The organism is Reyranella sp. (genome assembly GCF_965249915.1).
In the GTDB taxonomy this organism is placed as follows: domain Bacteria; phylum Pseudomonadota; class Alphaproteobacteria; order Reyranellales; family Reyranellaceae; genus Reyranella.
Window position 1 is genome coordinate 5,734,630 of the sequence record NZ_OZ252257.1, and the last position, 24,811, is coordinate 5,759,440.

At 66.6% G+C, this 24,811-nt stretch carries 25 protein-coding genes; 16 read left to right on the top strand and 9 right to left on the bottom strand.

The annotated features are described in order from the left end of the window. Positions 1-62: 62 nt before the first annotated feature. Positions 63-1,139, top strand: a complete 1,077-nt coding sequence (locus tag ACP15H_RS28205; protein ID WP_425069438.1) for a PLP-dependent cysteine synthase family protein — start codon at positions 63-65, stop codon at positions 1,137-1,139. Positions 1,140-1,273: 134 nt separating this feature from the next. Here the strand turns inward: ACP15H_RS28205 and ACP15H_RS28210 are convergent, their stop codons facing one another. After that, positions 1,274-2,266, bottom strand: a complete 993-nt coding sequence (locus tag ACP15H_RS28210; RefSeq protein ID WP_425069439.1) for an ROK family protein — start codon at positions 2,264-2,266, stop codon at positions 1,274-1,276. A gap of 218 nt (positions 2,267-2,484) precedes the next feature. Here ACP15H_RS28210 and ACP15H_RS28215 point away from each other — a divergent pair, with 218 nt between their 5' ends. Further along, complete coding sequence (locus ACP15H_RS28215) at positions 2,485-3,540, top strand: zinc-binding metallopeptidase family protein (RefSeq protein ID WP_425069977.1); 1,056 nt, start codon at positions 2,485-2,487, stop codon at positions 3,538-3,540. Positions 3,541-3,552: 12 nt separating this feature from the next. Here the strand turns inward: ACP15H_RS28215 and ACP15H_RS28220 are convergent, their stop codons facing one another. Genes ACP15H_RS28220 through ACP15H_RS28230 form a run of 3 tightly spaced genes read right to left on the bottom strand, consistent with a single transcriptional unit; the run spans position 3,553 to position 7,450 of the window. Continuing rightward, entirely contained in the window at positions 3,553-4,623 is a 1,071-nt protein-coding gene (locus ACP15H_RS28220; protein ID WP_425069440.1) for a DUF3500 domain-containing protein, read from the bottom strand. Between the two features lie 10 nt (positions 4,624-4,633). Next, the gene (locus ACP15H_RS28225) at positions 4,634-5,275 is read right to left on the bottom strand and encodes a redoxin domain-containing protein (RefSeq protein WP_425069441.1); all 642 of its coding nucleotides are present in this window, start codon (positions 5,273-5,275) and stop codon (positions 4,634-4,636) included. Between the two features lie 9 nt (positions 5,276-5,284). Beyond that, positions 5,285-7,450: a protein-disulfide reductase DsbD family protein gene (locus ACP15H_RS28230; RefSeq protein WP_425069442.1), complete on the bottom strand. Its 2,166-nt coding sequence runs from the start codon at positions 7,448-7,450 to the stop codon at positions 5,285-5,287. Positions 7,451-7,566: 116 nt separating this feature from the next. Between ACP15H_RS28230 and ACP15H_RS28235 the strand changes: the two genes are divergently transcribed. Genes ACP15H_RS28235 through ACP15H_RS28250 form a run of 4 tightly spaced genes read left to right on the top strand, consistent with a single transcriptional unit; the run spans position 7,567 to position 11,365 of the window. After that, a complete protein-coding gene (locus ACP15H_RS28235) occupies positions 7,567-8,799 on the top strand; it encodes a Zn-dependent hydrolase (RefSeq protein WP_425069443.1) in 1,233 nt (410 codons plus the stop codon). Positions 8,800-8,858: 59 nt separating this feature from the next. Further along, on the top strand, positions 8,859-9,584 hold the full coding sequence (locus tag ACP15H_RS28240; protein ID WP_425069444.1) for a FadR/GntR family transcriptional regulator: 726 nt from the start codon (positions 8,859-8,861) through the stop codon (positions 9,582-9,584). After that, positions 9,571-10,401: an NAD-dependent epimerase/dehydratase family protein gene (locus tag ACP15H_RS28245; RefSeq protein WP_425069445.1), complete on the top strand. Its 831-nt coding sequence runs from the start codon at positions 9,571-9,573 to the stop codon at positions 10,399-10,401. Before ACP15H_RS28240 ends, ACP15H_RS28245 begins: the two co-directional genes overlap by 14 nt. A gap of 28 nt (positions 10,402-10,429) precedes the next feature. Further along, positions 10,430-11,365, top strand: a complete 936-nt coding sequence (locus ACP15H_RS28250; protein WP_425069446.1) for an N-carbamoyl-D-amino-acid hydrolase — start codon at positions 10,430-10,432, stop codon at positions 11,363-11,365. Between the two features lie 3 nt (positions 11,366-11,368). Here the strand turns inward: ACP15H_RS28250 and ACP15H_RS28255 are convergent, their stop codons facing one another. The 3 genes from ACP15H_RS28255 to ACP15H_RS28265 are packed head-to-tail and all read right to left on the bottom strand — an operon-like array spanning position 11,369 to position 13,439. After that, positions 11,369-11,836, bottom strand: a complete 468-nt coding sequence (locus tag ACP15H_RS28255) for a YybH family protein (RefSeq protein WP_425069447.1) — start codon at positions 11,834-11,836, stop codon at positions 11,369-11,371. Positions 11,837-11,848: 12 nt separating this feature from the next. After that, entirely contained in the window at positions 11,849-12,688 is an 840-nt protein-coding gene (locus tag ACP15H_RS28260; protein ID WP_425069448.1) for a S49 family peptidase, read from the bottom strand. A 25-nt stretch (positions 12,689-12,713) separates the two neighbouring features. Further along, positions 12,714-13,439 carry a tRNA1(Val) (adenine(37)-N6)-methyltransferase gene (locus ACP15H_RS28265; RefSeq protein ID WP_425069449.1) on the bottom strand — a complete coding sequence of 242 codons (726 nt, stop codon included), beginning with the start codon at positions 13,437-13,439 and terminating at the stop codon, positions 12,714-12,716. A gap of 64 nt (positions 13,440-13,503) precedes the next feature. Here ACP15H_RS28265 and ACP15H_RS28270 point away from each other — a divergent pair, with 64 nt between their 5' ends. From ACP15H_RS28270 to trpA, 7 genes are read left to right on the top strand one after another with little or no spacing between them, the layout of a single operon-like run. Continuing rightward, entirely contained in the window at positions 13,504-14,523 is a 1,020-nt protein-coding gene (locus tag ACP15H_RS28270; RefSeq protein ID WP_425069450.1) for a polyprenyl synthetase family protein, read from the top strand. Between the two features lie 14 nt (positions 14,524-14,537). Further along, positions 14,538-16,022, top strand: coding sequence for a glycerol kinase GlpK (gene glpK / locus ACP15H_RS28275; protein ID WP_425069451.1), 1,485 nt, complete (start codon positions 14,538-14,540; stop codon positions 16,020-16,022). Between the two features lie 38 nt (positions 16,023-16,060). Continuing rightward, entirely contained in the window at positions 16,061-16,813 is a 753-nt protein-coding gene (gene pyrF / locus ACP15H_RS28280) for an orotidine-5'-phosphate decarboxylase (RefSeq protein ID WP_425069452.1), read from the top strand. Next, positions 16,810-17,448 carry a phosphoribosylanthranilate isomerase gene (locus tag ACP15H_RS28285; RefSeq protein WP_425069453.1) on the top strand — a complete coding sequence of 213 codons (639 nt, stop codon included), beginning with the start codon at positions 16,810-16,812 and terminating at the stop codon, positions 17,446-17,448. The genes pyrF and ACP15H_RS28285 overlap by 4 nt, the downstream gene beginning before the upstream one ends. Positions 17,449-17,460: 12 nt before the next feature. Next, positions 17,461-18,042, top strand: coding sequence for a RidA family protein (locus tag ACP15H_RS28290; protein ID WP_425069454.1), 582 nt, complete (start codon positions 17,461-17,463; stop codon positions 18,040-18,042). A 58-nt stretch (positions 18,043-18,100) separates the two neighbouring features. Continuing rightward, positions 18,101-19,315 carry a tryptophan synthase subunit beta gene (gene trpB / locus ACP15H_RS28295; protein WP_425069455.1) on the top strand — a complete coding sequence of 405 codons (1,215 nt, stop codon included), beginning with the start codon at positions 18,101-18,103 and terminating at the stop codon, positions 19,313-19,315. Between the two features lie 2 nt (positions 19,316-19,317). Next, positions 19,318-20,151 carry a tryptophan synthase subunit alpha gene (trpA, locus tag ACP15H_RS28300; RefSeq protein WP_425069456.1) on the top strand — a complete coding sequence of 278 codons (834 nt, stop codon included), beginning with the start codon at positions 19,318-19,320 and terminating at the stop codon, positions 20,149-20,151. Positions 20,152-20,260: 109 nt separating this feature from the next. Here the strand turns inward: trpA and ACP15H_RS28305 are convergent, their stop codons facing one another. Next, complete coding sequence (locus ACP15H_RS28305) at positions 20,261-20,911, bottom strand: MBL fold metallo-hydrolase (protein WP_425069457.1); 651 nt, start codon at positions 20,909-20,911, stop codon at positions 20,261-20,263. 71 nt (positions 20,912-20,982) lie between these two features. Between ACP15H_RS28305 and ACP15H_RS28310 the strand changes: the two genes are divergently transcribed. Genes ACP15H_RS28310 through ACP15H_RS28320 form a run of 3 tightly spaced genes read left to right on the top strand, consistent with a single transcriptional unit; the run spans position 20,983 to position 24,425 of the window. Then, positions 20,983-22,197, top strand: coding sequence for a D-alanyl-D-alanine carboxypeptidase family protein (locus ACP15H_RS28310; RefSeq protein ID WP_425069458.1), 1,215 nt, complete (start codon positions 20,983-20,985; stop codon positions 22,195-22,197). A 37-nt stretch (positions 22,198-22,234) separates the two neighbouring features. Continuing rightward, the gene (accD, locus tag ACP15H_RS28315) at positions 22,235-23,125 is read left to right on the top strand and encodes an acetyl-CoA carboxylase, carboxyltransferase subunit beta (RefSeq protein WP_425069459.1); all 891 of its coding nucleotides are present in this window, start codon (positions 22,235-22,237) and stop codon (positions 23,123-23,125) included. 1 nt (position 23,126) lies between these two features. Next, on the top strand, positions 23,127-24,425 hold the full coding sequence (locus ACP15H_RS28320) for a bifunctional folylpolyglutamate synthase/dihydrofolate synthase (RefSeq protein WP_425069460.1): 1,299 nt from the start codon (positions 23,127-23,129) through the stop codon (positions 24,423-24,425). A gap of 12 nt (positions 24,426-24,437) precedes the next feature. Here the strand turns inward: ACP15H_RS28320 and trxA are convergent, their stop codons facing one another. Beyond that, positions 24,438-24,755, bottom strand: a complete 318-nt coding sequence (trxA, locus tag ACP15H_RS28325; protein ID WP_295132524.1) for a thioredoxin — start codon at positions 24,753-24,755, stop codon at positions 24,438-24,440. Positions 24,756-24,811 lie beyond the last annotated feature (56 nt).

The following is a 24,811-nucleotide window of genomic DNA, read 5'->3' on the forward strand; positions in this document are numbered from 1 at the left end:
CTCCGGTTTCGCGTTGCCGCTGAACCGGCGTAGAATTCGCTTTCACGCACAGGGAGATGAAGATGGGCACCAAGATCCGGACCACTGCGGGACGCGGTCGGCTTTACGACAACGTGCTCGACACGATCGGCGACACGCCCTGCATCCGGATCAACGCCCTGGCGCCCAAGGGCGTCACGATCTACGTCAAGGTCGAGGCCTTCAATCCCGGCGGCTCGGTGAAGGATCGCCTGGCCGTCAACATCATCGAGGCGGCCGAGCGCAAGGGCACGCTCAAGCCCGGCCAGACCGTGGTCGAGGCGACCAGCGGCAACACCGGTATCGGGCTGGCCATGGTCTGCGCCCAGAAGGGCTATCCACTGGTGGTCACCATGGCCGACAGCTTCTCGATCGAGCGGCGCAAGCTGATGCGCATGCTGGGCGCCAAGGTCGTGCTGACGCCGCGCGCGCAGAAGGGCTTCGGCATGTATCAAAAGGCGGTCGAGCTCGCGAAGGCCAATGGCTGGTTCCTGGCCCACCAGTTCGAGACCGACGCCAACGCCGAGATCCACGAAGCCACCACGGCGCGCGAGATCCTGGCCGACTTCGCCGGCGGTCGGCTCGACTATTTCGTCAGCGGTTATGGCACGGGTGGCACGGTGACCGGCGTGGCGCGCGTGCTGCGCAAGGAGCGGCCGGAGACGAAGATCGTTCTCACGGAACCGGCCAATGCCCAGCTCCTCGGCAGCGGCAAGCCCCAGGAGCGGGCGGCGGACGGCTCACCCGCGGTCAGCCACCCCGCCTTCGAGCCGCATCCGATCCAGGGCTGGACGCCGGATTTCATCCCGCTCGTGCTTCAGGAGTCGATCGACAGGAAGTATTACGACGAGCTGCTTCCAGTGGTCGGGGCGGATGGCATCAAATGCGCCAAGGCGCTGGCGCAGAAGGAAGGCATCTTCACCGGCATTTCAGGCGGTTCGACCTTCGCCATCGCGCTTCAGGTGGCGGCGAAGGCTCCCGCCGGCTCGGTCATCCTCTGCATGCTGCCCGATACCGGCGAACGCTATCTCACCACGCCGTTGTTCGAGGGCATCATCGACGACATGGACGCAGAGGAGATCGCCATCTCCAAGTCGACGCCCGGCTATCAGATGGGGTAGGGCCAAGGACAAAGGTCCCTCGCTTACGCTCGGGATGACAACACGGCCTGTATCGGCGCACTGCCTCGACGCCGGCACCCTTTGTCATCCTGAGCGAAGCGAAGGACCTTTAGGCTTTTTCGGTCGGCCCGCAGTCACTCCCGATTTGTGAACCGGGCGTTGCCGAGCCCGGTACCGATCGTCATGACGCCCCAGTGCTCGATGTCCTTCATATGCGGGACCTCGCTCAGTCCCTGAACCACCGCGTCGTTGTGGATCTGGATGAAGATGTCGTGTCCGTCGATCTTGGGAAGATGGGCGGAGAGGGCGGCGGCCAGGTTGAACGACTTACCCTCCCAGTTGCCCGGCAGGTTCTGGCCGCCCTTCAGGATGGAGCCCTGCTCGTCGATCAGGCCGGGACAGCCGATGCCCATGAACGGCGCGAGCTTGATCTTTTCGTGCGTGGCGCGGTCGATCAACTTGTTCAGCATCGCGGCGATCTTCTCGATGGCTTCGTCGCGATCGGGTTCGTCGTCGGCATGGCGCCAGACCTGGCGCTTCCAGACATCCGCTTCCTCGACGTCCCCGCGCTTGCCTGAATTGAGCTCGACCACGCCCACGCGCACATTGGTGCCGCCGATATCGACGGCGAGGATGGCGTCATGTCCGGCCATGACCCAGCTGGGGGCCAGATGCACCGCGCCGATCAGCCCCGCCTCGTCCGGATCGTTCTGGATCGCCGCGAGTTCGATCTTGATGCCGTCGGCTGCCAGCATGATGCTGGTCCGGCCCATTGCCAGTTCGCCGATCCGGCTGCCGATCATGCCGCCGCCGATCACGATACGCTGCGTGTCCTTCCATGTTTCGAGCCGCAAGAAGCGGCGGATCACGGTCGCCAGTTCGCCGGCGAACTCCTCGACGACCGTGTGGACCAGACCGGCGGACACCGGGTCGCCGGCGTTCAGCATCTTGTCGAGCTTCGACTTCGAGATTTCTTCCATCGGGATGTCGCCGAACGGGTCCTCTCCGCGCTCCTTCAGGCGATCCCGCCAGTCGGCCAGGATGGCGTGGAAAGCCCGACGGCTGGCGCGGTCGCCGACGAAGCCTTCCTCGTCGCGCAATTCCTCGTTGTAAGTGTCGACCGTCACGGAAGGGAGTACTCGACCCCCATGGACGAATACGGAAGGAGCTTCGACGGGCTCCCTGGTCGATGTCGCATTGTCGGTTCCGGTCCGGGCGCTCATGCGCATCTCCCCTGTAAGGCCTGATGAACGGCGGCCACCGGGGAAAAGTTCCTCAACCGTCCATCCAAGGCTGCGGCAGGACGACATGGCAACATCAGGGCGAGTTATGCGTTAGGGGCGCGATGAAACTCTTCAAATGCCAGAGCTGCCAGCAGATCCTGTATTTCGAGAACGATGTCTGTGTGAAATGCGGACATAAGCTCGGATACGTGCCCGAAGTCGCGACCCTGTCGGCTCTGGAGCCGGAGGGGGAGTTGTGGCGCGCCCTTGCCTCGAAGGACGTGCTTTATCGCTTCTGTGCTAACGCCCAGCACGCCGGTTGCAACTGGCTTGTAGACGCCGGCTCACCGGATGCCTTCTGCGTGTCCTGCCGTCACAACAGAACGATTCCCGACCTCACGATCGTCGACAACCTGATCAACTGGCAGAAAATGGAAATTGCCAAGCACCGGATGTTCTATTCGTTGCTTCGCCTCAAGCTCAGGATGCCGACACAGATCGAATCGCCGACCGAGGGGCTGGCCTTCGACTTTCTGGCCGAGCTGCCGCACCCGAATGCGCCCCGGGTCATGACAGGGCACGAGAACGGATTGATCACCATTGCACTGGCCGAGGCCGATGATGCCTACCGGGAGAAAAATCGGGTGGCGATGCATGAGCCCTATCGCACACTGCTCGGCCACTTCCGTCACGAGATCGGGCATTATTTCTGGGATCGGCTGGTGCGCGACGGCGGCCAGCTCGACGCGTGCCGACAGCTCTTCGGCGACGACAGCCAGGATTACGGACAGGCGCTGCAGGCCTATTACGCCAATGGCGCGCCGCCCGACTGGCAGTCGAACTTCGTCAGCCAGTACGCGACATCGCATCCCTGGGAGGATTTCGCCGAGACCTGGGCGCACTATCTGCACATCGTCGACACGCTCGAAATCGCGCGGGCGTTCGGCCTGTCGACACAGCCGCGTCTTGCCAAGGGCGAGGAGCTGGATGCGAGCGTCGATTTCGATCCGTATCGCGCGGTCGAGATAGCTCAGCTGATCGACAGCTGGCTGCCTCTGTCGCTGGCGCTGAACAGCCTCAACCGCGCCATGGGCCAGCCCGACCTCTATCCCTTCGTGCTGTCACCGCCCGCGATCGAGAAACTGGGCTTCATCCATCGGCTCGTGCATCCCACCTGAACGGCTTCCTGCTCAGCGGTGCTTCTGCTGGCGGTAGTGGTCGGCCAGCGCGTCGCCGCCGAAATCCGCGGCGAGGTCGCGCCACACCGCATGGATATGATTCGCGCCGTTCTGGGTATTGTCATGCTCGACCAGGGTGGCCGGCCCATGCACGCGGAAATAATGCGCCTCGCCGGGCGTCAGTGATCCCGCCCAGGCAAAGCGGAACGTCGCAACGCCCTGTTCCAGAACCCGCTGCTTTTGCTGGGCCATCAGGTCGGCCGCAAGGGTGCCAAGGAAGCGGTCCATCAGCGCCTCGACCAACGTGCGCTGCGCACCGGTCATGTCGCCCAGCAGCAGCCCTTTGGGATTGCCGAGATCCTGCTCTCGCTGCGGACTCGCCACGATCTCTCCGAACGAGCGGTCGGCGATGGTCGCGGCCCGGCGCTGCCGGTCGTTGAGGCTCGCCATGATCTGGCGGGCAAGGTCTTCTGAGGGGCCGAGCAGGCGAAAGCCGCGATCGGGTCCGTCGCGCACCGTGGCGGGATGGGCACCGGCGAAGAATGGCGTCACGGCAATGTGCCCGGCGGCCGGCAGGGCCACGTTCAACGAGAGGTGATGACCCTCGAAGCGCCATCCCCAGGGAAAGCGGCCGGGCGTGCCGAACACCGAGACGTAATAGCGGCCCGGATCGCGGAAGCTGCCCTGCTGCTCGCGCAGCACGCTTTCGAGCAGGCGCACGCCATCGAGCAGTTCGAGGCCGCGCTGGTTCAGCACAGAGGCGAACAGCGCACGGGCCGCGTCGGCCTGATTGGGCCGCATCTCGCCCAAGGTCAGGCCCGAGCGGCTGCGCGGGAAGTAGTGCCAGTCGAGGCGATTGGCAGAGTCGAACCCAATCATCGCCTTCCGGCGCTGGCCGTCATCGAGCGAAAGAAGGAAGCGGTTTGCGGCATCGGCGATGCGCTGCGCTGCATCGACCGTCTGGGCACTCGCCGCACCGAACGGCAATAGAGCTGCCGCCGCCAGAACGGTCCGCCGGGTCGGCGGGCCGTGATGATGGTGGTCGTGAGAGTTGTCGTGAGGATGCCAGCCGTCGTGCGGCATGGCCGGCTCGTCAGGTCGAGGTCTTGGGATATTTCAGCGTGCAGCCATAGGCGCGGGTCGAGGAATCGGCCACCGGCTTGCCGGACAGAACCTGATCCAGACCCACCCGGACATACTGCGTCGCCTTCGGAATGTCGGCGACACTCGACGAGGGAATGGAGTCGATGCCGCCCTTGTACACCAGGATGCCGTTGGCATCGATGATGTACATGTGCGGCGTCACGGTGGCGCCATAGGCGCGCGCGACCTTGCTCTGCGGGTCGAGCAGCACGGCTGCAGGTGCTGCGTTGCGGCTCTTGGTGAGATCGTTCGCCTGCTGCGCCGTCACATGACCCTGCTCGCCGGTGGCGGAGGAGGCGACCGTCAGCCAGACGACGCCCTTGGTGGCGGCCTCGCGCTGCTGGTCCTGCATGTTGTTGGACGTGTAGTGCTTGCGCACGTAGGGGCAATCGTGATTCGTGGTCTCGAGCACGACGACCTTGCCCTTGAGGTCGGCCAGCGACCAGCTCTTGCCGTTGCTGTCGACCGCGGTGAATTGCGGTGCGGGCTTGCCGATGTCGGGGCTTGAGGAGGCGAAGGCTGCGGCGGGGGAGAGGGCCAGCGCGGCGCCACCGATGATCACGGAACGACGGGGAACATTCAGCTTGGACATGAGTGCCTCCTAACGTTTGGCTTGCTGGATTGACGACAACTCCGACAGGATCAGCGTTTCGGTGAGGACCTGCGGCAGGATCTTCGGCCGATCCGCCCCCGGCGCCCAGAAGAGGTAGAGGGGAACGCCCGCGCGGCCGAGTTCCTTCAGGACGCCGGTGATCTCGGTATCGCGGTTGGTCCAGTCGCCCTTGAGCTTGACGACGCCCGCCTGCTCGAACGCCTTCCGGGTCGCGGGCGTTTCCAGCGCGACCCTCTCGTTCACCAGGCATGTGATGCACCAGGCGGCCGTGAAGTCGACGAACACCGGCTTGCCGGCGGCGACGGCCTCGGCCATGCGGGCGCGCGAGAAGCGTTCCCAGCCTTCGAAGCTGACGCCGGCATTCGGACCACCCGACGCCGAGGCGGCAGTCGCGGGACTGTCGTCGAGCTTGAGCGTGGCGGCGAAGGCCAGCAGCACCGCGGCCGCGGCGAGGCCGCGGCGCACCCAGGTACCGACCGAGGCTGCACTGCCGATCCGCAGCAGCCAGATGGCGAAGGCGATCAGGATCATGCCGCCCAGCGCATAGAGCACGCCATCGGCGCCGGTCTGCTGGGTGAGCACCCAGATCATCCAGACGGCGGAGGCGTACATCGGAAAGGCGAGGAACTGGCGCAGCCGGTCCATCCACGGGCCGGGCCGCGGCATCAGCTTCTGCAGGGCCGGCGTCATCGATAGCGCGAGATAGGGCAGGGCCAGGCCGAGGCCCATGGCCAGCAGCACCGCGATCGTCGCGGGGGCCGGCTGGCTGAGCGCAAAGCCCAGGGCCGCCGCCATGAACGGCGCGGTGCAGGGCGTGGCCACGATTACCGCCAGCACGCCCGTGAAGAAGGCGCCCGTGGTGCCGCCGCGGGCCACGAGGCCCTGGCCAACGCCGGCCAGCCGGCCGCCGACTTCGAACACGCCGGAGAGGTTGAGGCCGACCACGAAGAACAGATAGGCGATCAGCAGCGAGAAGACCGGCGACTGGAACTGGAAGCCCCAGCTCACCTCGCCCGCGGTTGAGCGGATCGCGATCACGATGCCCGCCATGGCGGCGAAGGAGGCAAGGACGCCCGCCGTGTAGGCGAGCCCGTCGCGGCGCATCTCGCTGCGCTCATGGCCGGCAAGGCGCGCGAAGGCCGCGGCCTTCATGGCGAGGACCGGAAAGACGCAGGGCATCAGGTTCAGGATCAGCCCGCCCAGCAGCGCGAACAGCAGCGCCTGGACCAGCGAAAGATCCTCGGCGCCGACTGCATTCGCCAGCGATGCGGTGGCGGTCGGCACGAAGGCCGGGTCGAGTTTGGCCGAAAGGTCGAAGGCCTGCTTCACGTTGCCGTCGGCCGTTTTCTCGGTGAGCACCAGCGTGCCGGCCAGCTCGGCGGGCATTGCGCTCTTGGCGTCGCCCTTCTTCAGGGGAATGCGGATGCCCTCAGGCGTCACCGTGGCGATCTGCTTGGCCATGGTGGCGACGGGGCCCCATTCGGCCGGGAAGAAATAGACGTCGCCCACGGCGTCGGCCTTGAGGCCCTTGGCCTCGACCAGCAGGGTGGGGTCACCGGTCTTGGACAGGCCATAGCGGGCCGGCCACGGGCTGGCCGTCGGGATCGCCCGACGCGCCTGTTCGAACAGGGTGCGCGCGGCAGGCGGCGCCGGCGTCGCGGCCGCTCCCGTGGGCAGTACCAGCTCGAACTTGCCCTCTTCGGGAATGCAGACATCCTCGCAGACCAGCCAGTTGGCTTCGGCGGCGAGCGTGAGAGGTCCCGCGAGGTTGGCTGGCGGCGTGATGCGCACCAGCAGCATGGACTCGTCCTTGAAGCCGTAATTAATGACGCCGCCGATATCGAACAGGATCGGCGCCGGCCACACGATGGGATCGGCCTTGGCGCCCTCGGGCAGCTTCCAGGTAATCTCGGTCGGCAGGCCCGATTCGCCCGGATTCTTCCAGTAGGTATGCCACTTCGGCCGCAGGGTCTGGCGCAGGCCGACCCAGAACGGTTCGCCGGGCTTGACCGTCGCCACCTCGGACACGAGTTCGGACCGCACATTGTCGGTCGTCACGACCGCCGTGGGTGCGGCCGAAGCCTGCGCAAACGCCGAGGGTGCGAGGGCCGGACCGGCCAGAAGCACGAGCAGAAGGGCCAGAAAGCGGGTCATCGCCTCCCTAAGTGACCTCCGGCCGTGGCGCTTGCAAGGCAATCCGGATCAAGCCGGCGTGATATTTTGCCCGGCCTCCCGGGAACGACTAAGGTCTTGGTCCCACTGGAGAATTCATGTTGCGACTGGATGACCGGCGCCTGCTGGGCGCGCTCGACGAGCTGGCTTCCCTCGGCGCCATCGAGGGCGGCGGCTGCGCGCGACTGGCGCTCACCGACGAGGACAAGTCTGGCCGCGACCTGGTGGTGGGCTGGATGAAGGCCCTGGGCCTCGCCGTGACGGTCGATGCGATCGGCAACGTGATCGGCGTGCGCGCCGGCAGCGAGGACCTCGCGCCGATCATGACCGGCAGCCATATCGACACGGTGCGCACCGGCGGGCGCTACGACGGCAATTACGGCGTGCTCGCCGGATTGGAGGTCGTGCGGGCGCTGAACGAGGCCGGCGTGACGACGCGCCGCCCGATCGCGGTCGCCGTCTTCACCAACGAGGAGGGCGCGCGCTTCCAGCCCGACATGATGGGCAGTCTGGTCTATGTCGGCGGCCTTGGGCTCAACGAAGCCTATGCCGCTTCCGACAAGGACGGTGTGTCGGTCGGCGACGAGCTCCGCCGCATCGGCTATCTCGGGCCCGCAAAGCCCGGCGCCGTTAAGCCGCACGCCTTCGTCGAGCTGCATATCGAGCAGGGGCCGATCCTCGACGAGGAGAAGATCCAGATCGGTGTCGTCGAGAGTGTGCAGGGCATCTCGTGGACGGAGTACACCGTGACCGGCGTCTCCAACCATGCTGGCACGACCCCGATGCGCCTGCGCCGCGACGCGGGTTACCTCGCGGCCTCGGTGAACCTGTTCGCCCGAAAGCTCGCCTGGGAGATGGGCGGCGATCAGGTGGCCACGGTGGGCTCGCTGGCGCTGCGGCCCAACCTGATCAACGTCGTGCCCAACCGCGCCGTGTTCTCGGTCGACCTGCGCAACACCGACGAGGCCAAGCTCAAGGAAGCCGAGGCGCGGGTCGCCGCGCATATCGCGGAGGTCGCGGCAGCCGAGCGGGTCGAGGTCGAGGCGAAGGTGCTGGCGCGCTTCGAGCCGGTGATCTTCGATGCGGGCCTGGTCGGCCGTGTGGAGCATCATGCCCGGGCGCTGTCGCTCAGCACGCGGCGCATGCCGTCCGGGGCCGGCCACGATGCCCAGATGATGCAGCGCCTCTGCCCGACGGCCATGATCTTCGTGCCGTCCGTGGCGGGCCTCAGCCACAATGTGAAGGAACACACCGAGGCCGCCGATCTCGCGGCCGGTGCGCAGGTGCTGCTGAACTTGATGCTGGAGCTGGCCGATGAAGGGGCCGCCTGAGCCCGGTGCGCGCCGTTCTCCAGTTGTCTGACAACTTGGCCGCCGCTAGCATCGCCCCGATGGCCGACAAGCAGACCACCAACAATCTCGCCGAGCAGGTGATGGCGCGGCTGAGCGCCGACATTCGCGGCGGCCGCTTGGCGCCCGGTGCGCGGCTGCCGACCGAGCAGGCGTTGACGACGGCGTTCGGCGTCAGCCGCACCGTGGTGCGCGAAGCCGTGGCGGCCTTGCGCGCCGACGGGCTGGTCGTGACCCGCCGCGGGTCGGGCGCCTATGTCGCCGACCCTGCGGCGGGACCGTTCCGCATCGTGCCGCCGCGCGACACGTCGTTGGCCGACATCTTGAACGTCATGGAACTGCGTCTGGCGGTCGAGGTCCAGGCGGCGGGTCTCGCCGCCGAGCGCGCCGGCCGTCGCCAGCTTGCGCCCATCCGCAGCGCGTGCCGCGCCATCGACGCTGCCCTCCAGCGCGGCGAGGGTGCCGTCGCCGAGGATTTCGCCTTTCACCGCGCCATCGCCGAAGCGACCGGCAACGACCAGTTCCCGCGCTTCCTGGCCTATCTCGGCAGTCACGTGATCCCGCGCCAGAGCGTGCGGCTCAAGGTCGACACGCCGGCCGAACGCCGCCTCTATCTCGAACGCATCCAGGTCGAACACACGCGCATCGTGACGGCGATTTCGGACAAGGACGTCGCCGAGGCCCGGCGCGCCATGCGCGATCACCTCACGCGCTCGCTCGAGCGCTATCGAACACTGGCAGGAGGAAACAGGAATGGCCGACGCTAAGAGTACGCGCCGTATCGTCTTCACGGGCGCCGCCGGCGGAATCGGCACCATGACGCGACCGCTGCTGGCCAAGCTCTATCCCGGGCTGGCGCTGAGCGATCGCGTGGAGCCAAAGGACCTGCAGCCGGGCGAGACCTTCGTCGCGGCCGATCTCACCAGGCCGGAGGAGGTCGCAGCGGTGGTCAAAGGCGCCGACAGCGTCATCCATCTCGGCGGTCATTCCGTCGAAGGCACCTGGGATCAGATCCTGCAGGCCAATATCATCGGGTGCTACAATGTCTTCGAAGCGGCGCGCGAAGCCGGCGTGAAGCGCGTGATCTTCGCCTCCTCCAACCATGCGATCGGCTTCTATCCTCGCAAGAAGCGCATCGGCACCAATCTCACCGTTCGCCCCGACAGCCGCTATGGGGTCAGCAAGGTGTTCGGCGAAGCGCTGGGCGCGCTCTATTCCGACAAGCACGGGATCGCTGTGACCTGCCTGCGGATCGGCAATGTCGGGCCGCTGCCGCTCGACGTGCGGCGTCTGTCCATCTGGATCTCGCCGCGCGATCTCGTTCAGCTCTTCCAGATCGGTCTCGATCATCCCGATCTCCGTTACGAGATCTTCTACGGCGCCTCGGACAATGCGGCGGGCTGGTGGGACAATTCGCGGGCGCAGCAGCTCGGCTATCGTCCGCAGGACAAGTCCGAAGATCACCGCGCCCACGCCGAGGCCGAGCAGGCAAAGATCGGACCAGATCCGGTCGGCGATCTCTTCCAGGGCGGCGGTTTTTGCTCGGCAGAGTTCACCAACGACGTGAAGCGCGCGGGCCCCTAGGCGCTATACTCGTCGCCGAGAGGTGACGATGACACGTTTTCTGACTGTCGGTGCGGCGCAGATGGGTCCCATCCAGCGCAGCCATACCCGCCGCGACGTGGTGGAGCGGCTGATCGCCCATCTGCGCGAGGCGAAGCGCATGGGATGCGAACTCGTGGTGTTCCCCGAGCTCACGCTCACCACGTTCTTTCCGCGCTGGTGGATGCAGGACCAGGCCGAGGTCGATTCCTTCTTCGAGCAGGAGATGCCGTCCAACGAGACGGCGGCGCTGTTCACGGAGGCCAAGCGCCTCTCGATGGGCTTCTGCCTCGGCTATGCGGAGCTGGCCAACGAAGACGGCCGCACCCGGCGTTTCAATACGTCGATCCTGGTCGAGCGCGACGGCAGCATCGTGTCCAAGTATCGCAAGGTCCATCTGCCCGGCCATGCCGAGCACGAGCCCGAGCGGCCGTTCCAGCATCTCGAGAAGCGCTACTTCGAGGTCGGCAATCTCGGCTTCCCGGTGGTGAAGGCGTTCGGCGGCAACATGGGCATGTGCATCTGCAACGATCGCCGCTGGCCGGAGACCTATCGCGTGATGGGCCTGCAGAATGTCGAGATGGTGCTTCTGGGTTACAACACGCCGCTGCACAACGCGCCGTCGCCCGACCATGACGAGCACTCATGGTTCCACAACCAGCTCTCCATGCAGGCCGGTGCCTACCAGAATGGCACCTGGGTGGTCGGCGTCGCCAAGGGCGGCACCGAGGAGGGCGTGCCGTCACTCGCCGACAGCATGATCGTGGCCCCCTCGGGCAAGGTCCTCGCGCGGGCGGGCGGCGACGGCGACGAGCTGATCGTCCATCGCTGCGATCTCGATGCCGGCCGGAGCTACAAGACGACGACCTTCAACTTCGCCGTCCACCGCCAGCCCGACCGGTACCGCATGATCGTCGAGCGCAAGGGCGCGATCGATCCGGCCTGAAGCTCAGACGACTTCGCTTTTGGCGAAGTTGCCGTAAGAGCGCTCCGGCGTGCCGCGGAACAACGACATGTGCGTGTGGGTGGCCACGAACGAGTCGCCCACCGCCTTGCGTCCCAGGACGACCGTCGTGCGGCCCGGCCGGTCGAAGCGGTCCCCGTTGGGATGGAAGCCGTAGGACTGCCACACGCCCATGCCGACGGCGGTCAGCCGGTCGGCCGAGACGATGGCCTCGATCTTGTCGAGGTCGTAGCGGAACTCGCGGATCGTGCCCCAGACGTTGCGCCACTGCTTCTGCTCGGCCAGGTCGCGGCCGATCATGAAGTCGGTGAAGGTGCCGAAGGCGATCATGTCGTCGGCGAAGATCGGCCGCGCGCCTTCGTAATCGACGGCGCGGCAATGCTTCGACAGCGTGTCGAACCACTGGCGCACGGCGGCGAGGTCGTCGGCGGTGACGGGATTCCGAAGGTTCATCGCAAGTCTCTCCTAGAGGCCGAAACGCTGCCAGAGCGCGCGCTCCTCGAGCGCGGCCAGGGTGGCCGGTCCGATATTGTCGATCCCGCCGCCGGTCCCGGTCTGCAGACCGAATCTCGACAGCAGACGGCGACGCGGGCCGATGACGGGCAGGCGCACCTTGTCGCCATAGCGGGCCTGCAGGGTGGCGCGCAATTCGCCGAACCCGTCGATCAGGCCGAACTCGATGCCGCGCCGCGCCGTCCAGAACTCGCCGGTGAACAGCGTGTTCTCGTCGCCCTTCAGAAGTTTGCCGCGCCGCTGGCGGATCCAGTCCTTGAAGCCGTCATGGATCTCCGCCTGCAGCCGCTTCAGCCGCTCGACATCTTCGGCTTGTTCGGGCCGAAAGGGATCGAGCATCGACTTGTTCTCGCCCGAGGTATGGACGCGGCGCTCCACGCCGATGCGCGCGATCAGGTCCTGGAAACCGAAGCCCGAGCTGATGACGCCGATCGAGCCCACGATCGAGCTGGGGTCGGCGATGATCTCGTCGGCCGCGCAGGCCAGCCAGTAGCCGCCCGAGGCGGCGACATCCTCGACAAAGGCGATGACGGGCAGGCCCTTCTCGGCGGCATGCAGGCGGATGCGCTGGGCGATCAGCGCGGATTGCACGGGAGAGCCGCCGGGCGAGTTGAGCGACAGCGCGACGGCCTTGGCGCCGCGGGTCTCGAACGCCCGCTTCAGCAAGGGCGCGACGGACTCCATCGACAGGCTGCGGCCGCCCAGCAGGCCGCCGGAGGCGATGACGCCGGAGAGACGAACGACGGGCACGACCGGCCCGCGGTGAAAGCGATCCCTGAACCAATTCAACATGCCGGGCACTGTCGCGGGCGTGCCCCTAGAAGGCAAGCGGCTGGCCATGGCGCAGGATGGCTTCGGCTTCGTCGGTGTAGCCGCCGCCGGGCCGATGCAGCACCAGCGGCGCCGCGTCCCGGCGCCGCAGTTCGCTTGCAGGGCGCGCGCGAACGAGCACACGGGCGGCAGGCGGCAGGCGCTTGACCGTGATGTCGCCCCAGCCGAGGGGCGCCAGCGTGCCCACGATCTCTTCGAGACGATCGCTGCGATGGATCAGGAGCAGAGTCCCTGCAGGTTTCAACGCGCCCGTGGCCACGGTCAGCCATCGCGCGAGATTTGCACTCGATTCGACGGTGGCCAGCGCCTTGCTGCGGTCGGGCGAGGGATCGGCCACGGCCGCCGCAAGGTAAGGCGGGTTGGTCACGACATGGTCGAAAGGGCTGAGTTCGGGGGGGAGAGAGTCGGCCAAATCGTGAACCAGCGTGCGGACTCGATCTGCCGCGTCGTTCAGCACGGCATTGCGTTCGGCCAGCGCCGCCAGCGCCGGTTGCAGCTCGATCCCGGTGATGCCGCAGCCGGGCACGCGCGCGCCGATGCAAAGGCCGACGGCGCCGACACCCGCGCCGAGATCGAGCACGCTCTCGCCGGGCCTTGCGTCGACCGCAGCGGCCAGCAGCACCGCATCCACCGCGATTCGATATCCGCGTCGGGGCTGCAAGAGCTTCACCCGGCCGCCCATCAGGGTGTTTTCGGTCGGCGCGGATTCCATGCTAGTCATCTCATACGACATCACGTCGAAGTAACACGCTCCACCGGAGAGTTGGCCTCCCGTCATGGCAACCGTCGTCTCTCTCGAGGGCAAGCGCAAGTCGCCCAGCCTCGAACCCCTTCTGGCCCTGTGCAGCGACGACATGGGGCGCGTCGATCGCGAGATCGTGGTCCGCATGCGTTCGCCGGTCGCGCTGATCCCTGAACTGGCCAATCACCTCGTCGGCGCCGGGGGCAAGCGCATGCGTCCGTTGCTCACGGTCGCGGCGGCCCGCCTTTGCGGCTACAGCGAGAGCAGCGATCGCCACATCAAGCTCGCGACCTGCGTCGAGTTCATCCATTCCGCCACCTTGCTGCATGACGACGTGGTCGACGTGAGCGCCCTGCGCCGCGGAAAGCCGACCGCCAACACCGTGTATGGCGACAAGGCCTCGGTACTGGTCGGCGACTTCCTCTTCACGCGAGCGTTCGAGCTGATGGTCGAGGTCGGTTCGCTCGACATCCTGGGCGTGCTGTCGAACGCCTCCTCCACGATTGCGGAGGGCGAGGTGCTGCAGCTGGTCAGCCAGCGCGACATCAGCACGCCCGAGGCGACCTATCTCGAGATCATCAAGGCCAAGACCGCCAAGCTGTTTGCCGCAGCCGCCGAGGTCGGTGCGATGGTGGCCGGCCGCAATGGCCCGGAGCGCGTGGCGCTGCAGAGCTTCGGCATGAACCTGGGCATCGCCTTCCAGCTGGTCGACGACGCCCTCGATTATTCCGGCCGCGAAGCCAAGCTCGGCAAGTCGGTCGGCGACGACTTCCGCGAGGGCAAGATTACCCTGCCGGTGATCCTGGCCTTCCTGCGCGGCGGCGCCGTCGATCGCGAGTTCTGGAAGCGCACCATCGAGAAGCTCGACCAGCGTCCCGAGGATCTCGAACAGGCTCACGGCCTGATCGAACGGCATGGCGCCTTGTCCGACACGCTGGAGCGGGCGCGCCACTACGGCGCCATGGCGCGCGACGCGCTCGGCCTGTTTCCCAGCACGCCGCTCAAGTCGGCGCTGCTCGAGGCCGTCGACTTCGCCATCGATCGCGCCCACTAGGCTTTCGCCCCACGATGGCTGCCCAGCATGTTCTCGCCATAGACCAGGGCACGACCAGTACCCGCGCCATCGTCTTCGACGCGGGCGGGCGGCCGGTCGCGTCGGCCCAAAAGGAACTGCCGCAGATCTTTCCCAAGCCCGGCTGGGTCGAGCACGATCCGGAAGAGATCTGGTCGGCGACGGTCGAGGTCTGCCGCGGCGCGCTCACCAGCGCGAAACTCGATGCCAAGGATCTCGCCGGCATCGGCATCACCAACCAGCGCGAGACCACGGTCGTGTGGGATCGTGCCACCGGCAAGCCGATCCACAATGCCATCGTCTGGCAGGACCGGCGCACCGCCGACCGCTGCGCCGAACTGAAAAAGGAAGGGCACGAGAAGCTCTTCACCGATCGCACCGGCCTGCTGCTCGATCCCTATTTCTCCGGCACCAAGATCGCGTGGATCCTCGATCATGTCGCCGGCGCCCGCGCCGCCGCGGACAAGGGCGCGCTCGCAGCCGGCACCATCGAATGTTTTCTGCTGTGGCGCCTGACCGGCGGCGCCGTGCATGCCAGCGATGCCACCAATGCGAGCCGTTCGCTGCTGCTCGACATCCGTACGGGCCGCTGGGATCCCGAGCTGATGAAAATGCTGGGGGTACCGGCCTCGATGCTGCCCGAGGTCGTCGACTGTTCCGGCGAACTGGGCGTCGCTACCAAGGACATACTGGGCGTCCCCGTTCCCATCCTCGGCATGGCCGGGGATCAGCAGGCGGCCACCGTGGGCCAGGCCTGCATCAAGCCCGGCATGGTGAAGGCGACCTACGGCACAGGGTGCTTCGCGCTCCTCAATACCGGCAGCATGGCGGTGCATTCCCGCCACCGCCTGCTGACGACGATCGCCTATCAGCTCGACGGCCGGCGTACCTATGCGCTCGAAGGCAGCATCTTCATCGCCGGGGCCGCCGTGCAATGGCTGCGCGACGGGCTGAAGCTGATCGAGAAATCCTCGGATGTCGAAAAGGTCGCCGCGGGCGCCAGGGAAGGCCACGGCGTGTACATGGTGCCGGCCTTCGTGGGGCTGGGCGCGCCGCATTGGGACCCCGAGGCCCGTGCGGCCATTCTTGGCCTGACGCGCGATTCGGGCCCCGGCGAGATTGCCGCCGCGACCCTCGATTCGGTCTGCTACCAGACCCGCGACCTGCTCGAGGCGATGCGCGGTGACGGTGCCCAGATCGACGAGGTCCGCGTCGACGGCGGCATGGTGGTGAACGACTCGTTGATGCAGCGGCTGGCCGACACGACGGGCACACCGGTCGAGCGGCCGGAAGTGACGGAGACGACCGCGCTGGGCGCTGCCTTCCTGGCCGGCCTGAAGGCGGGTCTCTGGCCGTCGCTGGAAGCCCTCTCGAAGACATGGGTGCTCGACCGGGCTTTCCGGCCCGCCGAGGACAGCGCCTCGCGCGAACGCCGCTATGCCGGCTGGCAGGACGCGGTCCGCCGGGTGCGCAGTTCCTGATTGCTGGTGAGGGGCGCGGCCATTAGGTTGCGCCCGCCATGAAAGCCCGCGCCAATCCCGTCTATTCGAGCATCGACACCATCGATCTCGCCCTCGCCACGAAGCTCATCCAGAGCGTTGCCGGGGGGCCGAAGCCGGCGGTCGGCGGCATCAAGCTCGGGCTGGAGTTCTTCCTCGCCCATGGTGCGCCAGGCGTGCGCTATGCCTTCCCGACCCCGGTGCGGGCGACCGGCGTGGGATTCTTCCTCGATCTCAAGCTGCACGACATTCCCAACACGGTGGCAGGTGGCATCCGCGCGGTGGTCGACCTCGCGCCCACCTTCATCACGATCCATGCGAGCGGTGGCCGCGAAATGATGAAGGCGGCGGTCGAAGAGGCCGCTTCGCAGGCCGCGAAGCTGAATGTCGCGCGACCCAAACTGCTCGGCGTCACCGTGCTCACCTCGCTCGACCGGTCCGATCTCGAATCGACCGGCATCAATGCCGATCCGTCGGAGCAGGTGCTGCGGCTCGCGGCGCTGGCGCATGAGAGCGGCCTCGACGGCGTGATCTGCTCGCCTCACGAGATCGCGGCCCTGCGGAAGCAATGCGGTCCTGACTTCGTGCTGATGGTGCCGGGCATCCGTCCGGTCGGCAGTGCCGCCAACGACCAGAAGCGGGCGATGACGCCGCGCCAGGCGGTCGATCTCGGCGCCAGCAATCTCGTCGTCGGGCGGCCGATCTACCAGGCGGCCGATCCCCGCGCGGCCGCCGAGGCGATCGCGCGCGAGGCCGGGGTCAACGACCTATGACCGTCGAAGCCAAGATCTGCGGGCTGTCGACGCCGGAGACGGTCGATGCTGCGGTGGAGGCCGGCGCGGGCTTCGTGGGCTTCGTCACCTTTCCGCGCTCGCCGCGTCATATCGAGTCGCTCGATCTGCTGAAGGCGTTGGGCGCGCGTGTCCCGTCGAGGGTGATCCGGGTCGGCCTGTTCGTCGATGCCGATGATGCGCTGATCGACGAGCGCCTGGCGACCGGCGCGATCGACATGCTGCAGCTTCACGGTGCCGAGACGCCGGAGCGACTGGCCGCGCTCAAGGCAAGGACCGGCAAGCCGGTGATGAAGGCGATCAAGGTCGCGGTGCCCGCCGATGTCGAGCACGGCATTGCGACCTATGCCGGCGTCGCCGATCGGCTGATGTTCGATGCCGCCGACGGCACGCTGCCGGGTGGCAACGCCAAGGCCTTCGACTGGACCTTTCTGTCGGGCCGGACCGTGCCGCTGCCATGGTTCCTCGCCGGTGGACTCAATCCCGGAAATGTCGCCGAGGCGGTCCGCGTCACCGGCGCGCGCGCCGTCGACGTTTCTTCTGGTGTAGAAGCGACGCGCGGGGTGAAATCCGCTGAATTGATCCGCGCCTTTCTGGGCGCCGTACGAGTGCTTTGAGGAGCTGAGGGCATGAAAGTCGAAGAGCGGCTGAAGGAGCTCGGCATCGAGCTTCCCGAGGCGACCACGCCGATGGGGAGCTACGTCAATGCCGTGCGTACCGGCAACCTGCTCTATATGGCGGGCAAGGGCCCGGGCCTGCCCGGCAAGCCGCTGCCGGTGGGCAAGGTGGGACGTGATTTCTCCCTCGAGCAGGCCAATCGCCTCGCACGCGACACCGGTCTCAGCATTCTCGGCGCCCTCAAGGCCGAACTGGGCGACCTCGATCGCGTGAAGCGCATCGTCAAGGTGCTGGGGATGGTGAATGCCACGTCGGAATACGGCAGCCATCCGGAAGTGATCAACGGCTGCTCGGATCTCTTCGTCGAGGTGTTCGGCGAGAAGGGCCGCCATGCCCGGTCCGCGGTCGGCATGGGTTCGCTGCCGCGCGGCATTCCGGTCGAGATCGAGGTGATCATCGAACTCGAGGACGACGCGCCGCCTCCGGCGCCCGCCGTTGCGGCCAAGCCGGCTGCTGCCCGGCGCAAGGCTGCGCCCGCCCCGAAGGCCAAGGCCGCCCCCAAGGCGAAAGCGGCCAAGAAGAAGAAAAACTAGGGCTTTTGACCGACCCCCGCCGGGACTGCTAATCCGGCCCGTCCCGACAGGAAGAACAATGCCCAGCGCACCCAACAGTTTCCGCACCGGCCCTGACGAGCGTGGGCACTTCGGCATTTTCGGCGGCCGCTACGTCGCCGAGACGCTGATGCCGCTGATCCTCGACCTGGAGAAGGCCTACAACGAGGCCAAGGCCGATCCGTCGTTCCAGAACGAGCTCGACTATCTGCTGGAGCACTATGCCGGTCGCCCCAGCCCGCTCTATTTCGCCAAGCGCCTGACCGAGAAGCTGGGCGGCGCAAAAATCTACTTCAAGCGCGACGAGCTGAACCATACGGGCAGCCACAAGATCAATAACGTGCTGGGCCAGGTCCTGATGGCCAAGCGCATGGGCAAGACGCGGGTCATCGCCGAGACCGGCGCCGGCCAGCATGGCGTCGCCACCGCCACCGCCTGTGCGCTGTTCGACATTCCCTGTGTGGTCTTCATGGGCGCCGTCGACGTTGAACGTCAGGCGCCCAACGTCGTGCGCATGAACATGCTGGGCGCCGAGGTGCGCGCCGTGACGGCGGGGTCGGCCACGCTCAAGGACGCCATGAACGAGGCGCTGCGCGACTGGGTCGCGACCTGCGAGAACACGTTCTACTGCATCGGCACCGTGGCGGGCCCGCATCCCTATCCGGCGATGGTGCGTGATTTCCAGTGCGTCATCGGCAACGAGACGCGCGTGCAGATGATGAAGGCCGAGGGCCGTCTGCCCGACACGCTGGTGGCTTGCATCGGCGGCGGCTCGAATGCGATGGGCCTGTTCCATCCGTTCCTCGACGACAAGGGCGTGCGCCTCGTCGGCGTCGAGGCGGGCGGCAAGGGTGTGGAAACCGGCGAGCATGCCGCGTCGCTCACGGGCGGGCGCCCGGGTGTTCTGCACGGCAACCGGACCTATCTCCTGCAGGACAAGGAAGGCCAGATCACCGAGGCGCATTCGATCTCCGCCGGCCTCGATTATCCGGGCATCGGGCCCGAGCATTCCTGGCTGAAGGAGATGGGTCGCATCGAATACGTATCGGCCACCGACGCCGAGGCGCTCGCGGCCTTCCAGATGCTGTGCAAGCTCGAGGGCATCATTCCGGCGCTCGAGCCGGCCCACGCTCTGGGGCATGTGATCAAGCTCGCGCCCACCTTGCCGAAGGACAATCTGCTGGTGATGAATCTCTGCGGACGCGGCGACAAGGATGTCTTTGCCGTAGCCGAACGCCTCGGAATGAAGATCTGACCATGAGCCGCATCGCCAAGCGCTTCGCCCGTCTCAAGGCCGACAAACGGGCCGGTCTCGTCACCTACGTCACGGCCGGCGATCCCAACCTCGACATCAGCTACCAGATCCTGAAGGGCCTGCCGGCCGCCGGCGCCGATCTCATCGAACTCGGCATGCCCTTCACCGATCCGATGGCCGACGGCCCGTCGATCCAGCTCGCCGGTCAACGCGCGCTGAAGGCCGGCATCACCGTCGATGCGACCTTCGACATGGTGCGTCGCTTTCGCAAGGAAACCGGCGACAACGACACGCCGATCCTGCTGATGGGCTACTACAATCTCGTCTACCAGCGCGGCCCCGAGCGCTTCTGCAAGGACGCAGCCGCCGCCGGTGTCGACGGTTTCATCCTGGTCGACCTGCCGCCGGAAGAGGCCGATGAACTAAAGCCCTATGCGGTTACGGCCGGCATCGACACCGTGCTGTTGACGGCCCCCACCACCGACGACGAGCGCCTGCCGGCGGTGCTGAAGTATTCTTCCGGTTTCGTCTATTTCGTCTCGGTGCTCGGCATCACCGGCACCAGTTCGGCGACCGAGGAAGCCGTGCGCACCCATGTCGAGCGCATCAAGCGTCACACCGAATTGCCGATCGGCGTGGGCTTCGGTATCCGCACGCCCGATCAGGCGGCGGCCATCGCGCGTCACGCCGATGCCGCGGTCGTGGGCTCGGCGATCGTCGAGCGCGTGAAGGCGGGCCTCGATGACCACGGCAAGGCCAAGCCCGACCTCGTGCCGGGCGTCTTCGCCTACATCAAGGCTCTCGCCGACGGTGTCAGGGGCGTGCGCAAGGCTTAGTTCTTGTCATCCAGAGCGAAGCGAAGGATCTCACGTCAGCGCCGGAGTCCTCAGTCGTTTCCTAAGGTCCTTCGCTGTGCTCAGGACGCCAGCCAAGTGCCAACCCGTCCTAATCTTCGAAGTTGAGATCGGCGACGTAGGGGTTGGTCTTGCGTTCCCAGCCGAAGGTCGAGGTCTGGCCGTGGCCGGGGACGAAGGTGATGTCGTCGCCGAACGGCCACAGGCGGTGGCGGATCGACTCGAGGAGCTGATCGTGATTGCCGCGCGGAAAATCCGTGCGGCCGATCGAGCCGCGGAATAGTACGTCGCCGACGAAGGCGACCTTTGCGGGCTTGTTCACGAACACGACATGGCCCGGCGTATGGCCGGGGCAGTGGACCACGTCGAAGGTCGCGTTGCCGAGGCTCACCGTCTCGCCATGGGTCAGCCAGCGGTCGGGAACGAACGGTTTGTAGACCGGGAAATTGTACTTCCTGCCCGAGTCCGGCAACCCCTCGATCAGGAACAGGTCGTCCTCGTGCGGTCCTTCGATCTTCACGCCGTAATGCTCGGCCATGGTGCCGGCGGCCGAGGCATGGTCGACATGGCCGTGGGTCAGCAGGACCTTGGTGACCTTGATGCCCTGCTGGTCGATCGCCTGCTTGAGCATGTCGAAGTCGCCGCCCGGATCGACGGCGGTGCCCTCCATTGTCTCGTCGCACCAGACGATGGAGCAGTTCTGCTGAAACGGGGTGACGGGAGCGATCATAACCTTGAGCATCCCTTCGATCTAATGCCTCCCGCGGGCCGTTGGAAGGGCGTATGCTGCCGACCCCTCCGGCATCGATGGCCATGAACGTGCGTCTTCTGCTGTGCATTTTGGGCTTGTTCGCCCTGTCGTTGGCTCCGGCGCGGGCCCAGATCGCCCCCGTGGCCTCCCCCTCAGGTCCCGTCCCCGCCGGCCCCTATGTCGTCGTCGATGTGGCCACGGGCGAGGCCCTGCTGGACCGGAGTGCCGGGACGCTGTGGTATCCTGCGTCGCTCACCAAGATGATGACGCTCTATATCGTCTTCGAGGAGCTCAAGGCCGGACGCCTGCAACTCAACGCCACGCTTTCGTTCACGGAGAATGCCCGCACCAAGCCGTCTTCCCACCTGGGTCTGGCGCAGGGCCGGACCATCACGGTCGAGCAGGGGATACAGGCGCTGGTCGCCCGGTCGGCAAACGACGTGGCGACGGCTTTCGGCGAGCGCCTCTCGGGCTCGGAGCCGACCTTCGGCCAGCGCATGACCGAGACTGCGCAGCGGCTGGGCATGACGGCCACGACCTTCCGCAACGCCAACGGCCTGCCGGATCCGGCACAGACCACGACCGCGCGCGACATGGCCATCCTCGCCCTCGCGATCATCAAGGACTTCCCACAGTACTACGGCTACTTCCGCACCAAGGAGTTCATGCTGGGCAACCAGCTGATCGGGCCGGGCATCAAGTTCCTCGATCTCTATTCGCCCTATGCCGACGGCTTCAAGACGGGTTTCATCTGCGCCTCGGGTTTCAACATCGTGGGTAGCGCGGTGCGCGACGGCCGGCGGCTGGTGGCCGTTGCCTTCGGGTTCCGCCGCGCCGACCTGCGCGACGAATTCCTTGTCCGCCTGTTCGACGAGGCCTATGCGCTCAAGACCGGCGGCAACCGCCAGAAGGTGTGGCAGTTGCGCAACGGCGAGGGCGGCCCGGTGACGGTCCTGCCCTACGGCGAATGCGGCGGCATCCGCTACGACATGCCGGGCGATGCGGTCTGGCTCGGCACCTTCGGCGACTGGCGAACGGCAAAGAATGCGTTCGATGCCGGACAGGCCAAGCTGATGGCGATGGGCGTCGCGCACCCGGGCAAGGAGTACATCCTGCCGGTCACCTCCAACAAGGTCACGAAACAGGCCGCCATCATCGCCGACCTCGAGCCGGCGACGGCGCAGAGACTGTGCGCCGAGTACCAGGCCCGGAAATCCTTCTGCGTCGTGAAGAAACCTTCGGACTTCTCGGCGCCCTATAGCGGGTTCTGGCGCTGACCTTGGCCCATCCCCTCATTCGTGCGATACCGCGCCCATGAACTGGCTGACCAATTTCGTCCGCCCCAAGTTGCGCGCGCTGGTCGCCCGCAAGGAAGTGCCGGACAATCTCTGGGTGAAGTGCCCCAAGTGCGAACAGATGCTGTTCACGCGCGACTGGGAGGCCAACCAGGAGGTCTGCAGTCATTGCGGCCATCACATGCGGCTGCGTCCGATGAAGCGGCTGCCGTTCCTCTTCGACGAGGGCAAGTACGAGCTTCATCCGCTGCCGCGGGTGAATGCCGATCCGCTCAAGTTTCGCGACACCAAGCGCTATGACGCGCGCCTGAAGGAGGCCCAGGCCAAGGCCGAGGGCACGACCGACGCGCTGGTCGTGGCGAGCGGCCTGATGGGCAGCCGTCTCTCCGTGGTGGCGCTGCTCGACTTCGGCTTCATGGGCGGCTCGATGGGCACCGCGGTGGGCGAGGGGCTGGTCATGGCCGCCGATCTCGCCGTCGCACGCGGAGCGCCGCTGATCGTCTTCTCGGCCTCGGGCGGCGCGCGCATGCAGGAGGGCATCCTCTCGCTGATGCAGCTCACCCGCACGACGATCGCAGTGCGCAAGGTCAAGCAGGCGGGGCTGCCCTATATCGTGGTATTGACCGATCCGACGACCGGCGGCGTCTCGGCCTCGTTCGCCATGCTGGGCGACGTCCACATCGCCGAGCCCGACGCCATCATCGGCTTCGCCGGCCCGCGCGTGATCCAGGACACGATCCGCCAGGAGCTGCCCGAAGGGTTCCAGCGCTCGGAGTATCTGCTGGAGCACGGCATGGTCGATGCCGTCGTGCATCGCCACAAGCTGCGCGAGACCCTGATCCGCATGGTCTCGCTGTTCATGGATCCGCTGATCGTCGAGAGCCGCGCCCTCGCGGAGCCCGGTCGCTGACGTGACCGCGAACGACCCGATCGTTCAACGCCTGATGAGCCATCATCCGAGGGTCATCACCCTCGGGCTCGAGCGCATCGAGCGTCTGCTCGTGCGGCTGGGATCGCCGGAAAAGAAGCTGCCGCCGCTGATCCATGTCGCCGGCACCAACGGCAAGGGCTCGCTGGTAGCCTATCTGCGTGCCATCGCCGAAGCTGCCGGCTATCGCGTCCATGTCTATACTTCGCCGCATCTCGTGCACTTCAACGAGCGCATCCGCATTGCCGGCCGGCTGATCGACGATCACGAACTCGACGAGATGCTGACCGAATGCGAGGAGGCCAACGGCGACACACCGATCTCCTTCTTCGACATCACCACCGCTCTCGCCTTCCTGGCCTTCTCGCGTGTCCCGGCGGACCTCGGCATCATCGAGGTTGGAATGGGCGGACGATACGACAGCACCAATGTGATCGAGCCGATTCTGTCGGCAATCACGCCGGTCGGCTATGACCATACCGGCTTCATGGGCGACAAGCTCGAAGGTATCGCCTGGGAGAAGGCGGGCATCCTCAAACGCGCGACCCCGGGCGTGATCGGTCGTCAGCGCGATGTCAGCGCTCAGGTGATCGAGACCGAGGCGGCCAAGCTCGCGGCGCCGTTGTTCCGGATGGGCCGCGAATGGCAGGTGATGCCGAAGGACTCGGGCTTTCGCTACGAAAGCGATCTTCTGACGCTCGATCTGCCCAATCCGGCGCTGGCGGGCTCCCACCAGATCGACAACGCCGCGACCGCCGTCGCCTGCATCGAGCGCCTGCGGGCGGCGCGCTTCGACTTCGACGATACCGCGATCCGCAAAGGTCTGGGCTCCGTCGAGTGGCCGGCACGGCTGCAGCGTCTCACGAAGGGGCCCCTGCCGAACTCGCTGCCGCCCGGATGCGAGCTCTGGCTCGATGGCGGACACAACGAGGATTGCGGCATCGTGCTCGGCCGCATGGCGGCGGAGTGGGCCAAGGAGCCCGCGCCGCTGCCGCTCTATCTCGTCTTCGCCATGCAGACGACCAAGGACGCGTCGGGCTTCCTGCGGCCGCTGGCGCGCCACGCGAGCGCGGCCCGCGCAGTACCGTTCCCCGAAGGCCATGCCGCCTATACGCCGCAGGAAGCCTGCGCGCGGGCGGCCGATGTCGGTCTCGAGTGTGCGCCCGCAAACGACATCGGCGCGGCACTGGAAGACCTGTTGGCCACCCAGCCCGCGCCGATGCGCATTCTCATCTGCGGCTCGCTCTACCTTGCGGGCGAGGTCCTCGTCCGCAACGGCTGAGCCCGCATCGAATCAAACGACGGTGTTGATCCAGCTCACCAGCTTCTGCTTCGGCTCGGCGCCGATCTTGGTGGCGGCGACCTGACCGTTCTTGAACAGCAGCAGGGTCGGGATCGACCGCACACCATAGCGCGTCGGCGCCATCGGGTTCTCGTCGATGTTGATCTTCACGACCTTGAGCTTGCCGTCCATCTCCTTGGAGATGTCTTCGAGCGACGGGCCGATCATGCGGCAGGGGCCGCACCACTCGGCCCAGAAGTCGACGAGGACGGGCGTGTCGGACTTCAGCACTTCCTCTTCGAAGGAAGCATCGGTTGCTTTAACGGTCATCGCGGGTTCTCCCAAAAACACAACAGGCCGGTCGATGGGACCGGCGCCGCCCTTGG

What these genes read in the sequence shown, in the direction of transcription:
- ACP15H_RS28205 (WP_425069438.1), top strand. Translation starts at nt 63, where the DNA reads ATGGGCACCAAGATCCGGACCACTGCGGGACGCGGTCGGCTTTACGAC.
- ACP15H_RS28215 (WP_425069977.1), top strand. Translation starts at nt 2,485, where the DNA reads ATGAAACTCTTCAAATGCCAGAGCTGCCAGCAGATCCTGTATTTCGAG.
- ACP15H_RS28220 (WP_425069440.1), bottom strand. Translation starts at nt 4,623, where the DNA reads ATGCCGCACGACGGCTGGCATCCTCACGACAACTCTCACGACCACCAT.
- ACP15H_RS28225 (WP_425069441.1), bottom strand. Translation starts at nt 5,275, where the DNA reads ATGTCCAAGCTGAATGTTCCCCGTCGTTCCGTGATCATCGGTGGCGCC.
- ACP15H_RS28230 (WP_425069442.1), bottom strand. Translation starts at nt 7,450, where the DNA reads ATGACCCGCTTTCTGGCCCTTCTGCTCGTGCTTCTGGCCGGTCCGGCC.
- ACP15H_RS28235 (WP_425069443.1), top strand. Translation starts at nt 7,567, where the DNA reads ATGTTGCGACTGGATGACCGGCGCCTGCTGGGCGCGCTCGACGAGCTG.
- ACP15H_RS28240 (WP_425069444.1), top strand. Translation starts at nt 8,859, where the DNA reads ATGGCCGACAAGCAGACCACCAACAATCTCGCCGAGCAGGTGATGGCG.
- ACP15H_RS28245 (WP_425069445.1), top strand. Translation starts at nt 9,571, where the DNA reads ATGGCCGACGCTAAGAGTACGCGCCGTATCGTCTTCACGGGCGCCGCC.
- ACP15H_RS28250 (WP_425069446.1), top strand. Translation starts at nt 10,430, where the DNA reads ATGACACGTTTTCTGACTGTCGGTGCGGCGCAGATGGGTCCCATCCAG.
- ACP15H_RS28255 (WP_425069447.1), bottom strand. Translation starts at nt 11,836, where the DNA reads ATGAACCTTCGGAATCCCGTCACCGCCGACGACCTCGCCGCCGTGCGC.
- ACP15H_RS28260 (WP_425069448.1), bottom strand. Translation starts at nt 12,688, where the DNA reads ATGTTGAATTGGTTCAGGGATCGCTTTCACCGCGGGCCGGTCGTGCCC.
- ACP15H_RS28265 (WP_425069449.1), bottom strand. Translation starts at nt 13,439, where the DNA reads ATGGAATCCGCGCCGACCGAAAACACCCTGATGGGCGGCCGGGTGAAG.
- ACP15H_RS28270 (WP_425069450.1), top strand. Translation starts at nt 13,504, where the DNA reads ATGGCAACCGTCGTCTCTCTCGAGGGCAAGCGCAAGTCGCCCAGCCTC.
- glpK (WP_425069451.1), top strand. Translation starts at nt 14,538, where the DNA reads ATGGCTGCCCAGCATGTTCTCGCCATAGACCAGGGCACGACCAGTACC.
- pyrF (WP_425069452.1), top strand. Translation starts at nt 16,061, where the DNA reads ATGAAAGCCCGCGCCAATCCCGTCTATTCGAGCATCGACACCATCGAT.
- ACP15H_RS28285 (WP_425069453.1), top strand. Translation starts at nt 16,810, where the DNA reads ATGACCGTCGAAGCCAAGATCTGCGGGCTGTCGACGCCGGAGACGGTC.
- ACP15H_RS28290 (WP_425069454.1), top strand. Translation starts at nt 17,461, where the DNA reads ATGAAAGTCGAAGAGCGGCTGAAGGAGCTCGGCATCGAGCTTCCCGAG.
- trpB (WP_425069455.1), top strand. Translation starts at nt 18,101, where the DNA reads ATGCCCAGCGCACCCAACAGTTTCCGCACCGGCCCTGACGAGCGTGGG.
- trpA (WP_425069456.1), top strand. Translation starts at nt 19,318, where the DNA reads ATGAGCCGCATCGCCAAGCGCTTCGCCCGTCTCAAGGCCGACAAACGG.
- ACP15H_RS28305 (WP_425069457.1), bottom strand. Translation starts at nt 20,911, where the DNA reads ATGCTCAAGGTTATGATCGCTCCCGTCACCCCGTTTCAGCAGAACTGC.
- ACP15H_RS28310 (WP_425069458.1), top strand. Translation starts at nt 20,983, where the DNA reads ATGAACGTGCGTCTTCTGCTGTGCATTTTGGGCTTGTTCGCCCTGTCG.
- accD (WP_425069459.1), top strand. Translation starts at nt 22,235, where the DNA reads ATGAACTGGCTGACCAATTTCGTCCGCCCCAAGTTGCGCGCGCTGGTC.
- trxA (WP_295132524.1), bottom strand. Translation starts at nt 24,755, where the DNA reads ATGACCGTTAAAGCAACCGATGCTTCCTTCGAAGAGGAAGTGCTGAAG.